The organism is Pseudomonas sp. FYR_7, assembly GCF_043106155.1.
Taxonomy (GTDB): Bacteria; Pseudomonadota; Gammaproteobacteria; order Pseudomonadales; family Pseudomonadaceae; genus Aquipseudomonas; species Aquipseudomonas parafulva_B.
Window position 1 is genome coordinate 47,473 of record NZ_JBICMI010000049.1, and the last position, 12,758, is coordinate 60,230.

Annotated in this window: 8 protein-coding genes; 2 read left to right on the top strand and 6 right to left on the bottom strand. The window is 59.8% G+C overall.

Annotated elements, in window-relative coordinates; all coding sequences use genetic code 11:
• Window positions 1-100: 100 nt before the first annotated feature.
• The 4 genes from ACF8R3_RS11865 to ihfB all read right to left on the bottom strand — a co-directional run bounded on the left by ACF8R3_RS11865 (window position 101) and on the right by ihfB (window position 5,037).
• Window positions 101-2,665, bottom strand: a complete 2,565-nt coding sequence (locus tag ACF8R3_RS11865; protein ID WP_392515652.1) for an acyltransferase family protein — start codon at window positions 2,663-2,665, stop codon at window positions 101-103.
• A 255-nt stretch (window positions 2,666-2,920) separates the two neighbouring features.
• Window positions 2,921-4,357 carry an MBL fold metallo-hydrolase RNA specificity domain-containing protein gene (locus tag ACF8R3_RS11870; RefSeq protein WP_392515653.1) on the bottom strand — a complete coding sequence of 479 codons (1,437 nt, stop codon included), beginning with the start codon at window positions 4,355-4,357 and terminating at the stop codon, window positions 2,921-2,923.
• A gap of 101 nt (window positions 4,358-4,458) precedes the next feature.
• Window positions 4,459-4,722 (bottom strand): lipopolysaccharide assembly protein LapA domain-containing protein, encoded by a 264-nt coding sequence (locus ACF8R3_RS11875; protein WP_078478149.1) that lies wholly within the window; start codon window positions 4,720-4,722, stop codon window positions 4,459-4,461.
• A gap of 18 nt (window positions 4,723-4,740) precedes the next feature.
• Window positions 4,741-5,037 carry an integration host factor subunit beta gene (gene ihfB, locus ACF8R3_RS11880; protein WP_056807345.1) on the bottom strand — a complete coding sequence of 99 codons (297 nt, stop codon included), beginning with the start codon at window positions 5,035-5,037 and terminating at the stop codon, window positions 4,741-4,743.
• A gap of 250 nt (window positions 5,038-5,287) precedes the next feature.
• Between ihfB and ACF8R3_RS11885 the strand changes: the two genes are divergently transcribed.
• Entirely contained in the window at window positions 5,288-7,249 is a 1,962-nt protein-coding gene (locus tag ACF8R3_RS11885) for a dermonecrotic toxin domain-containing protein (protein ID WP_392515654.1), read from the top strand.
• 2,849 nt (window positions 7,250-10,098) lie between these two features.
• Here ACF8R3_RS11885 and moaB read toward each other — a convergent pair.
• Window positions 10,099-10,614 carry a molybdenum cofactor biosynthesis protein B gene (gene moaB / locus ACF8R3_RS11890; protein ID WP_078478147.1) on the bottom strand — a complete coding sequence of 172 codons (516 nt, stop codon included), beginning with the start codon at window positions 10,612-10,614 and terminating at the stop codon, window positions 10,099-10,101.
• A 141-nt stretch (window positions 10,615-10,755) separates the two neighbouring features.
• On the opposite strand from moaB, the gene ACF8R3_RS11895 reads away from it, so the two are divergent.
• A complete protein-coding gene (locus tag ACF8R3_RS11895; protein WP_196127463.1) occupies window positions 10,756-11,643 on the top strand; it encodes a LysR family transcriptional regulator in 888 nt (295 codons plus the stop codon).
• A gap of 9 nt (window positions 11,644-11,652) precedes the next feature.
• Here the strand turns inward: ACF8R3_RS11895 and xenA are convergent, their stop codons facing one another.
• On the bottom strand, window positions 11,653-12,744 hold the full coding sequence (xenA, locus tag ACF8R3_RS11900; protein ID WP_027914248.1) for a xenobiotic reductase XenA: 1,092 nt from the start codon (window positions 12,742-12,744) through the stop codon (window positions 11,653-11,655).
• Between the last annotated feature and the right edge of the window lie 14 nt (window positions 12,745-12,758).

A 12,758-nucleotide genomic window follows, 5' to 3' on the forward strand; every position in this document is an offset into this window, starting at 1 on the left:
CCGAAAGAATATCAGGAAACCCCCTACCAGTCTTGCCTGCTGCGGCCCTGCGCGCAGCGTGCCGCCTAGCAGGCTGCCAATCGGCATCCACAGTGCGCTGTCAGAGTCGCTCACTTGATGGCGCCCGCTGCAGAGTTGCGTTTGATGACTGCGATGCTGAGTGCTCCTCTGCCGGCTGCAACCTGACGTTTGAAATACCAAGGCCCAAAAGGCGCTCGTCAGCGCTGGCCCCTAGCGCGCTAGGACTGGTCGGAGCCGATGGCATAATTTCAATGGTGTTCCCCTTGACTCCCTCGAAGGTGATCTTGCGGATGCTTTGAGTGTCGCTGAACACGGCTTGACGCGTGACGCCACCCGCTACTACCGTGACCGGCACACCTACATTCGGACCGTAGGCCAAGGCGCTGATTTGGAGAACAAAAGCCGGCGGCAACGGGTGCTCGAAGACAAGACTGGCAGGTCCTAAGCGGGCGTCGGTCCAGCGTCCCCAGTTTTCAGTGAGGGAGAAGCCGGTAATCTTTTTTAGAAAGTCCGGGATGCCACCCTTGTTCAAATCGATGCCCTGCTCCAGCGTTGCTGGATATCTACCTAGCCGCGGCTCGAGGAACTCGGTAAAGCTTGGCAGCAGCACCATGTTGCCATGCCCACTCAAATGGTCACCGTCAAAAAACAGCGGCTTGTTGCCGTCCATGGCGTTGCAGACCTCATCTGAACACAGAACGGGAAGCGGGTCCCATACCTCGACATTGGACAAACGCGAAGCGATGTTGGCGTAGCTCGTTAATACGGGCGCCCTCAATGCCTCGAGCATGCTACGCGGCATTTCGAAGCCGGGCGCGCAGATTGGATTGTCCTGGTCGAACCAGTCGGCACACCTGAATAGGGGCGCCTTGTACAAAGGTTTTGGCGCCTCGAATACAACCCGTACTCCCCGGTCTGTGAACTCCTTAAGCACAGACACAGCATAGTCTTCAGTTCGTTTGCGATCTGCATCCGCTTGCGTGCCAAACGTTTTACTTCTTACCGTCGCATCACCTATATACGCCCACTGATCCACGAAGCGCCACATTCTAAGGGAGGGCAGAAATAAGATATCGCCACCTTTTATACGCATCCGAAGATCAGCCAGCGCGGCGTCGGTGTTACGTCTGCAGACGCTGTTGTCCATATCGCGTTCAGGCTGGAGGCTAATGAAAGGACAACCCCCGTTGTTGTAAGCATTGATCTGCGTTGCATGCCGAATGGCGTATTGCTTGAACATACTCGCGTAGGCAAGCGCATGTGAGTCGCCGATTACATAAAGGCTTGCGTCATTGCGCGGACGGTCGTCCCTGCACCCTACAGGGTTATAGCTGAACATCCAGCCGCCGCCCACAAGGTGCCAATCCGGTTCTGCAACGCAACCTGGGTAGTTAGGATCGCGCGAATAGCCGTCTGGGTACCAGATGTCCGGATGCTTTGTCACTTGACTCAACGAAAGCTGCGGGACGGCATTGTTGATGCCGCTGGCCAGCCAACAGGACAGCCCCACGACAGCCAGCCCACCCACAACGACGCCCGTTGGAGGCAATTTACGCAGTACTTTGGAGCGGCGAAAAGGGGTTTCCACAAAGCGGTATGACAGCCATGCTAATGCCACAGCTACTACAACAGCGCTCACCCACTGGACTGGTGCATCAAGGCCATAGGTCCAGCGGAACAACACGAATACTGGCCAATGCCAGAGGTAAAGGGAATAGGAGATGCGCCCTATCATTACCAATGGTGCACTACCAATGAGGCGGTGTATTGCATGAATCTCTGGGTGATTATGCAGGGAATAGATCAAGCCAAGCGTCCCTAGCACCGCTAATAGCGCACCCGGCATGGGGAAGTGCTCAGGCCGAGAGACCCAAAACGCGACCAGTAGCGCGGACAGAGACAGCCCAGCTAATCCTGTTCGCCACCATTGAGCGGGCGTGTGGGTTGTGTGATCACAAGGGTTCCGGCTGATGTACTGGTACAGCAGCACACCGCTTGCCAGTTCCCAAAAACGGCCAGGGCTCAAGAAAAATGCCTGCGTCGGGCTGACTTGAGTTTGCCAGGCGGAAAAGCCTATGGACGCCGCCAGCCCGATACCGAACAGCACGACAGAACGCCAACGCGTGTGAGCCCCGCCCATCCATGCCAAGTACAAAACTGGAAACACTAAGTAAAACTGTTCCTCCACAGCCAATGACCAGGTATGGGTGTAGGGGTTGAACTCGGCGGTAGGTGCGAAATAGTCGCGACCGGTGCCGGCTAAGATGAAATTACTTATGCCTAGAAAAGCATAGAGTCCAGTTTGTTGGTTGACATTGCTCAGCCAAGAAGATGGAATGAACAACGCGGACACATACGCTGTGAGCAAGAGACACACAATCAGTGCAGGGAAGATCCGCTTGATGCGACGGGCATAGAAAAACGCAAAAAACTGTAAAATCGAGCCACTTCGGTAATTGGCGATGGAAGCGCTTACAATGAAGCCCGAAATGACGAAAAAGACGTCAACGCCGACGAAACCGCCGGGAAGCCATGCGGCATGCAGGTGATAGATCACTACCGACAAAACGGCAAATGCACGTAAGCCGTCTATATAGGGGTAGTAGGAACCATGAGCGCTTTGCCCCGGCACTTTCTGGATCATGTTGTGTCCTAAACTGCTGAATCGTCTGTGAGGAGAGAAATTGGCGTCTTGTTCTCATACGGCCGGGCTGGTCCCAAGCGGTGCTTAAAATAGCACGGGGGCTGGTTTTTTGGACGGCAACGGCCCATGGATGAGCCCCGCACGATGCACCGGCTAAGGTGGACTGCGCGCAACCCTCGCAAATACTCACCTGCGACGTGACTGCAAACCGTGCCATCAGAGTTCAAACCCAGAAAATAATTCACCCCTGCCTGCCTAATCTTCCGGAATGCTGATCTTCGTGGGCCATTGCAGGCGCCGATAGCAGCGTGCCAGTGCCTTGGACAAGGCAACCTTTGCTGTGCGCTCGCCGTGCACCAGCACCACCGCATGGGGTGCTTGCATCATCCCCGTTGCAAACGCCACTAACCCCGCCTGGTCGGCATGCCCCGAGTACCCCGACGCGTTCAGGACTTTGGCTGCGATAGCGTAACCCCGCCCCTCCAGTTCCACCTGCACCACACCCGGCGCCCTACAGCTGGCCTGAATCACCGCCCCAGGCGTCCCCTTGGCCTGGTGGCCTACGAACATCACTTCATGCCTGGGGTCGCCCAGCATGCCCTTGAGGTAATTGACGATGCGCCCGCCCGAGCACATGCCATTGCCTGCAATGACGATGGCGGGCCGGCCGGTGCTTTTGAGGTAGTTGACCACCTGCTGGTGGCGGGCGTGGGTGTCTACGCTGATCAGCTGGCCGAATGCGAGCGGGTCGCGGCCACCTGCCAAGCGCGCCCTGGCCTGTTCGTTCCAATAAGGGTGCAGGTCGCGGTAGGCCTGGGTGATGCGCTGAGCCAGGGGCGAATCGAGAATGATCGGCAGCTGCGACCAATCCACGGGTTCGCCTTGTGGCGAGGGGCCCGTCTTGCCCAGCAGGGCCTTGCGGTGCAGGACATCTTCAAGATCATGGAGCAGTGCCTGGGTGCGCCCCAGGCTGAAGGCCGGGATCAGCAAGGTGCCGTGATCGGCCAGCGCGCGGTCGATGGCCGCTTCCAATCGCTGAATGCGATCACCCGTGGGTGGGTGAAGGCGGTCGCCATAGGTGCTTTCCAGCACCAGCACATCGGCACGCTCCGGGGGCTGCAAGGGGCGCAGCAAGGGATCGTTGCCGGGGCCCAGGTCACCTGAAAATACATAGCGCGTGTTGTTTGGCCCGTGCTGGATGTCGCATTCGACGTAGGCAGAACCCAAAAGGTGACCGGCACGCTGCAAGCGGATGGCGCAGGCCACCTGCGGGTGCTGAACCACGGCGTGCCAGTGCCCGAAGGGCAAGGGCACGATCAGACTATGCACCAGGGCGATGTAGCGGGCTACCTGGGCAGGTGCGCTGTCGATGCCGAGTTTGAAGGCGTCTTCGAGCACCAGGGGCAGTAACTTGGCAGAGGGCTCGCTGCAATAGATAAGGCCGCGGTACCCCTTGGCCAGCAATGCCGGAATGCGGCCTACGTGGTCCAGGTGCACGTGCGTGACGATCAGGGCCTGGATGCCGGTGATGTCGAACCCAAGCGCGCTGCCCTGCGCACCCGGCATTACATCGGCGCCCTGCTCGGCACCGCAGTCGACCAGCAGGCTGACGCCAGGGCCAAGATGAAGCTGATGGCAGGAACCCGTCACGCCGCGTACAGCGCCATGGTGGGTTAGGCCGGGGTAATCCATGCTGCGCACTCTCGCCGGGGCTAAAACGAAGTGGGCAATTAGTCCATGGTGACCGTGGCTTTAATAGGCAGACATTTCCTAAAGCACTATAAGAAAAATCCTCACCTGCCGCTCAGCGCCGCTTCGCGGGCCGAAGCCCGGATTTTGCGCTTGCTGCGCTGCACACCATAGGCGCCCAGCAAAGGCCCAACGGCCAGGCCAATGATCAACGCGGCCAGCACCACCACTGCCACCGGCACCTGTGGCGCAACCCAGCCAAACAGGGTCAAGGCTACGGTCTGCTGGTTTTCCAGCACGAAGAACAGCACTACAGCCGCCAGCAGCAGGACGAAGACAGCTGCCAGTGCACGCTTGAGGTTACGCATCGGGTTGCTCCTAGGGAATCAGGTATGGGCCTCGTCTTCTTCATTGACCCGATCACGCAATTCCTTGCCGGGTTTGAAGTGCGGAACGAACTTGCCTTCGAGGCTGACCGACTGGCCGGTCTTGGGGTTACGACCTACCCGTGGTGCCCGATAATGCAGCGAGAAGCTGCCAAAACCGCGGATCTCGATGCGATCACCGGTAGCAAGGCATTGTGACATCTGTTCAAGCATGGTCTTGATGGCCAGCTCTACGTCCTTGGACGAGAGTAGCCCTTGATGGGTGACAATACGTTCGATCAGCTCCGACTTCGTCATGATTTTCCCTTCGTTATCAAGCAGCTAGATCATTGCTTAACCAGTTTGTAGCACGGTGCGAGGGATTTGAACAGGTCGGTTCTTGACTTATTCGAAGAATGTTGGTCCAGCCTGCCGGGCAAGAGTGGACAGCAACGCGTCGTGCCTGGGCGCAGCCAAAGGCCTGGGACCGATGTGCAGCATATAGATAGCACCGAGTGCCGTGGCACGCTTGGAACATTGTGGAAAGAACCCACAAGGAGCTCCACGCATGCCCTCTGCCCTCCCCTCTCCACCTGCACATGACCTCAATCGTGCCGTCGCCCTGCGCTTTGCAAGCCGCCCCACCTTGCGCCAGGTGGTAGGTGAGCAACTGATGAACCTTATCATCGCGCATTACCCCAAGGTGGCTGTTCACCGCCCCGACATGAAGTGTGCTGAGCCACTGAAATTTCTTCGCTGGCACATTGACGGCTACTGGACAGTCACCCCGCTTGTCGACGTTGTACTGCAACACTTTCTTGATAATGCGCCGGTGGACTTTTCCAGCCAGGACCGCTTCAGCCTTAAACCACCGCTTCGTTTTTTTGCCATCCCCGACGCGTGCGAAACAGCCGATGATGATTTCGTCGACCCCGGCACGCTGAACGACGCATTCAACGCGTTTCTACCGACCCTTCATGCGTGCTTTGAACAGGCTCAGATCGATTACTGGAATGCAGGCAACGGCAATGATCACGACACTTGGGTTCAACAGGTGTTTCGCGCTGAGCTTCTGAGTGGGCTGACCGATCAGACATTGACCGCCGATGAGCGCCGGTGCTTGAACGATCTGCTTCTCGAAAGAACTGAAGGTTTCGCTGTGCACGCCGTACGCATACATCGGCGCCTCGACCAAGGCAGCACCCGTGAACTGCTGCCTGGGCTGCTGGTGAGCGCCAGTAGCGAAGTGGCCAACGTGACACTCTGGTGCACGAGCGCAGGCGGTGTGAAAGGCTTCAGTTCACTAGACGCTTTTGGTGCCTACTTGCAGACGCAACACAGGCTGACGGAGACCGACGACGGTTTTTCGTGGGCGCTTTACGAAGCCGACGGCAACGCGTTTGCCTTGTTGTCCAGCGTGCTGCTCGAAATCCTGTTGTCGCGATTGAACCGCGTACGGTTGAGCGATCTGAACACGGTAGATGAGTTGGCCTCGGCCTACCAGGCCGTGGTCGACCCCTCGCCGTTCTTCGCCCAATTGGCCGATCTGCCCATTCAAAAGCTGGCCATAGAGTTGCCTGAGAAGCTCTTGAACGCCGACTTCAACGGGCAGAGCCGCTATCTGCAGGCGCTGCTGGACGTCTGTGTGTTACAAGCTTCCCAGGGCAATGCCCAGTGCCCCACAGAGCCGGACGACCTGCATACCTACGCACGGCACACGTTGCGTGAACAGATGCTGGCCGATCATCCTGCTGACGGCGCCTTCGACGCGGACGAGTTGATACTGACCGTCAATACCTACGCCAATGACGGCCATGGGCTGGGGTTCCCACAGCTGATAGAAAGCAAAACGCTGACCTTGACCGAGTACGCCATCGGTCGCCTTGAGGCAACCGGCGCGAGCCCTGTGGCAGCTGTAGCCCATCGCACTCATGAAGAGCTCCCTGCCTGGCTTGACCCCGAGTACTTGCGCCAATTGGTTGCCACTGTTGACATAGGCGGCAACTACCCGCGCTACCTCGATGGCTTGCTTGGGGATGAACAGTACAAAGCCACGCACCTCGCCGCCTTTACCGCGCACTGGCGAAGGGGGCTGATGCTCGATGCCGCCTACGCACTCTGTGCCCGGCATATCGACCCACACAGCTATGAGGCGGTGGCCAGTTTCTGCCGTGTACCCGCAAGCGATGAGCAAGCATTGGCCATCGCGCCCCTGGCCTTCAAGCGCTCGCCCGACTCGCAGCTGATCGACAAGGCGCACGGTTTCTTTGTCATTCAGGTGGCCGATAGCGGCGCGCTGTTGCTGTATGCCCGATGTACAAAGGTGCGCTCAAACAGTTCAAGAACCCGCAAGCCCTCATGCAGGAGATTGCCCGGCCCGGCCGCGTGCAGGAAGGCGTGCTGGCTTGGCTGGACCAAACGCACCGCGACGTGTACGACAACGGTGGCTTCAAAGAGCCTCACCTGCCGCACTGGGTGTTCGACCCGTATGAGCACCTGGACAAACCGGCCCCGGTCGAACCCGCCCTGACGTTCTGGACCGATGACATTGATGCGAACCTGTTCGAAGCCAGGCGCGCGATGCTGCTCGAACTGGCCGATCGCAGTGCCATGAGCAACAGTGAGGTACGCTGGCGGTCGATCAAGACGTTCGCCTGGCAATTGCTTAACGTGGTCGCGCCCGTGCTCCCGGGGCCGATCTCTTCGATTGCTTTGCTGTACATCGGTATAAATGCCATAGCCGAAGACCTGAAATTGCTGCTTGAAGGCAGCGCTACGGATCGAACCCAAGCTGTGGTGGATCTGCTCAACAACACACTGATGGTGTTGATCCATGCACAGCTGCCCAAAACCGAGCCGCCGCATGCCGGGGCAACTGCACTGACGGTCGATGCAGCTTCGATCCGCTTGGGCGGCGATGCCGATCCGTTGCCGCTGCCTGAGCCGGGCAGTGTGGCTCCTGTCGAGGCGCTGCAGGCCCAAGCGACCACTCAACTCGATTTTTCGTGGCGGGGCGCTCAGGGTTTCGACGCGCTGTCCGGCGCTCAACGCACGCAACTGCACGCCATGGCGGCCTCGGTAAGCCTGGAGGGCCAATCGGCGATCGAGCAAGGGCCTCTCGACGGGCTGTATGAACTTGAGCATGGGCTCTATGTGCGGCTGCAAGGACAAGTTTATGCGGTCGAGTCTGCCGATGGGCTTACCCGCATCATCGGCCCGGATGGCAGGCAGGGGCCACCGATCAGGCGTGACTCACAAGGTTGGCGTATCGACACGCGACTGCGAGGCGGCGGGGACCGACCCGGCTCAAGCACCCGGCAGCGATTGCGCGAACGCTTGGTAACCCGGATCCGGGCGGCGCAGCGGGCGGTCGAACAAAGTCTCGACAACGCTGACAGAGGCACCGCTGAATATGAAAGCTTGCGCCAACGTATCGAGGCTGCTCGTGCGCAATGGCTGAAAGTGGAAGAGCGGCTCAAGCAACCGCCGCCGCAAGATCCTGAACAGCGTGCTCAGTTCGAGCGGGCAACCAGTCTGTTCGCCAAACGGCATACGGAGTTGCTGGACCAGATAAAGGACTTGCGTCACCAGCGTATCGAATCCGCTGTAGGCATTTTCCAGAACTTCCTTGAGGCCGAGCGCAACATGGTTGCGCTGCTTGATGACCGTAGCTATATGGCAAGCACCCGCAATGCACCAGAACAGCGGCGAGCGTTGGCAGATGTAAGGCGCAATTTGATTGGTTATGCGCAGTTCATCATCGAAGAGCAGCTGTATACCGGCAGGTTCGCCGAGTACGATCGACTGACCACGGCGCTCAATGACGCCTTGCCGCAGGAGCGGCAAGCTGCGTATGAGCAGTACCGTGAAGTACTTGAAAGCATGGTTATCGACCAGCCTTTGATCATTGAATATACAGCGGCGCTTGATCGGCTGCTTGCCGTTACCGATCTGGACATGACGGCACCGAGCATTCGAAAAACGGACAGGACCGTTGCCCAGATCATCGAAACGCGCACCACTACCACGGTAAACATACGGTTCTTCCAAGCCATGGGTTTGGTTGAGCTGGCGCTGCGTTTTGAAGCCTTGCAAGACTATTCGCACTATGCGGTGTTCAGGGCTGCACTCGCTGGGGAGCGCCTGCGGGTGGCCGCTAATTCTCACCACCTGTCCATGTTCGCCGATCTGCAGACTGCTCAGCGTATCGACATTCTGCAGAGTGCCTGGGATGAATATTCGGCGGCCATCCTCAACAGTCAGCGCATTGCCCAGCTGGGCAGCGAACTTGTGGATATCGGGCGCCTGGAGGCGTATCGGCAGCAAATGGTCGAGCTCAAGACCATGGCGGGCGACGCGCTGGTTACCGCATTGCGGGAGCAGGCCGTCGGCCAGCAGCACTCCACCACCCGGCCGGTCTATCCCCGCCAGGCGTTACAAGTGGCTACAACAGCGAACGGCCAGACGGTGATCGGTTCGGAGTCGATCGTAGAGGGGCAGCCTGTGCTGCAAGTTCGCGGGACCTTCAGCAAGACTGTACTGCATACCTTTACCCGGGAAAGTGGCACGTGGGTCGAAAAACTGCCAGCTGCTGGCACCTCATCGCCACCCAGAGCGCCTACACCGGAGAGCGAGCGTCAGGAACAAGCGCTGGCTGAAGGCATGCTTGCTCAGAATCAGAACGTACTTGCCAACGCGCGCAAGCTGGTTGAAGAAGATGTCGATAGCCATTCATTGACGTCAATGCTCGATGCCCAGATCGGGGAAGTGCAGACACTGCGGGATCAGCTCGCCGACAGCGAAGCTGAATCTGAACTGCTGCAGCGCCTGGACGATGCCCTGGTGAGCTTGCGCGAGGGTAAACGCGAGATGCTGGTCAAACTGCACAGCACCACACGCTTTCCCAGCGCAGAAGGCTTGCACTACTTGCACAAGCAAGGGCTGTTACGTGTGACCTATCAGGGGCCGCGGCAGCCACTGGCCGAAGATTATCTTGATGAATACCGCATCGATGTGCTCGAAGCGCCGGGCAGCGAGCGCGGCAAGCCGCTGTGGGCCGCGCACTTTCACTTCAATGATGCGGGTGCCGCGCCGACGGCGTTCGGCAAAGGTCATCTGAAACTGTGGCGGCAGCGCAAGCTGGGTTACAGGGAACAGGTCAGAAGCGCTGCCATGGGCGAGGAGTTACGTATTCACCGTGGCAACCTGACCTACGCTCAGGCACGTGGGGTGATTCCTTTCAACTGACCAGTCGCCGACGTGCCTTGACGGCTGCGAGCAATCGGGGCTAGCGCGCAGCCAGTTCGGCGCCCCGGCAAAGCCGCTTAGCGGCCGGTGGATGCTGCTGAGCCGGAGAGCCTTGATAGGCACGACGCTCTGCTAAACCCGCAAATGCTTGACGAAATTGCAAGGCCGATGCCGGGCGTCGAGCTGTTCGGCAAGAATGCCTTCCCAGGCAGTACGACAGGCCCCGGTATAACCTGACAGACAACAGACCAGCGTACGATTGCTCAGCCCTGCCAAGGCGCGGCTGTGCACGGTCGAGGCGCCGACATCCAGAATGGACAGCGCACGGAACAACTCGCCGAACCCGTCCACGCGCCGTTCGAGCAGGCATTCGACCGCCTCCGGGGTGCTGTCCCTGCCACTAAAGCCTGTTCCACCGGTGATCAACACTGCCTGCACCTGCTCGTCGGCAATCCAGGTCGCCACCTGGGCGCGTATCTTGTAGACGTCATCCTTGAGCAGAACCCGTGCAATCAGGCGGTGCCCCACCTGCACCAAGCGATCCGCCAGCAGTGCACCTGATGTGTCGTTCTCGACAGTGCGGGTATCGCTGACGGTCAAGACAGCGATGTTGAGCGGCACGAAAACCGCATTGGGTTGAACACGCACAGCACAGCTCCTTGCAGTGGGGTTACGGCCACGCTAGTAACAGGCGCTGCCAGCGTCCAATCGATAGCGCAAACGGCTCGATCGATGGCATCTATCGCCACGGTACGTTACTGTCGGCGTAACCCTTTAGCAGGCGCAGGCATGGATATCAAGCAACTGAAGTTTCTCATCGCCCTGGACCAGACTCGCCATTTTGGCCAGGCGGCTGCGTTGTGCCACATCACCCAGCCCACGCTGTCCATGCGCCTGCGTAACCTGGAAGACGAACTGGACCTGGTGCTGGTCAAGCGCGGTCAGCGGTTCGAAGGGTTCACCGAGGCGGGCGAACGCATTCTGGCCTGGGCGCGGACCCTGCTGGCCGCCCATGACGGTTTGCACGCCGAAGCTGCCCATTGCCGCGGTCAGGTGGTCGGGAGCCTGCGCCTGGGCACGGTGCCGCTGGCCAGTTTCAACCCGATGCAACTGCTGTTGCCGTTGCGGGCCAAGTACCCGGGCCTGCACTTCGAACTCAGTTCCCTAAGCTCCGAGCAGGTGATCGACGGTCTGAGCCGTAATCAACTGGACTTGGGCATCTGCTACCTGGACCAGGTCAACACGCAGTTTTTCGACGTCATCGAGCTGGGTACCACTACCATGGGCCTGCTGCACGATACCCGGCATTTTCAGTTCGAGGCCCAAAGCCTGCACTGGGACCAACTGGGCGATACGCCGCTGGGCCTGTTGAGCAAGGGCATGCATTACCGGCAGTCGCTTGACTTGAGCTTCCGTAGCCGCGGCCTGGAACCGAACGCTGTACTGGAAAGCGACTCCAGCTTCCAGCTGATCCAGGCCATCACCACTGGCCTGTGCTGCGCCATCATGCCGCTGGGGTGCGGCCTGGAAGGCCTTAGCGAGCACCTGCGCATCGTGCCGGTCACCGATGCTGCCATCCACAGCCCGGTGGGCCTGTTATTGCGCCGCAGCGAGCCCCGCTCGGCGATTGCCGAGCAGTGCTTCGCCGAGGCGCAGGTGGCACTTCAAACGCCCTGACCGCGACCCTTAGCGATACCGTTCAAGCCAGTGTGCATAGGGCGCTGGCAAGGTCCATGCAGCTTTCTCCACCCCCAGCTCCTTGGCCGCGAAATAAGCCCAGTGCGGGTCAGCCAGGTGCGCACGCCCGACCGAGACCAGGTCCAGTTGTTCGGCACGTACGGCCGCTTCTGCCAATTCCGGTTTGCCAAAGCCCCATGCCGAGGTGACGGGGATACCCGCTTCGCGGCGCACGCGTTCGGCAATCGGGCCCATGAAGGCTGGGCCCCATGGAATGTTGGTGTCGGGAATGGTAAAGCCCACGCTTACGCTGAGCAGGTCCAGACCGCCCGCCTTGAAGCGGCGCGCCAGCTCGATCGACTCTTCCAGCGTCTGCTCGTCCCGACCATCGTATTCCAGCACCCCGAAGCGAGCGGTCAACGGCAGGTGCTCAGGCCACACTTCGCGTACCGCTGCCAGGGTTTCGAGCAGGAACCGGCTGCGGTTCTCGAAGCTGCCACCGTAGGCATCGGTGCGCTGGTTGGAGTGCTCGGAGAAGAAGCTCTGGCCTAGGTAACCGTGGGCAAAGTGCAGCTCGATCCACTCAAAGCCGGCGTCGCGTGCGCGGCGCGCTGCATCGACGAAGTCCTGCTTGACCCGAGCGATGTCGTCCAAGGTCATGGCGCGCGGCACCTTGGGCAGGTTGGCACCGAAGGCGATGGCCGACGGGGCGATGGTTTCCCAGCCGCGTGGATCATCGACCGCGATGTGATCATCGCCTTCCCATGGGCGGTTGGCGCTGGCCTTGCGACCGGCGTGGGCGATCTGGATGCCTGGGACGGAGCCCGCCGCCTTGATCGCCTGCACCACAGGCACGAACGCCTGGGCGTGGGCATCGCTCCAGATACCGGCGCAGCCTGGGGTAATGCGGCCTTCGGGCGATACCGCCGTGGCCTCGACCACCAGCAGACCGGCGCCGCCCCGGGCCATGCCAGCCAGGTGCACGTGGTGCCAGTCGTTGATCATGCCGTCTTCAGCGCGGTATTGGCACATCGGCGGGATGGCGATGCGGTTGCGCAGGGTAACGTCTTTGAGGGTATAGGGTTCGAACAAGGCTGCCATGGAACACTCCAGGA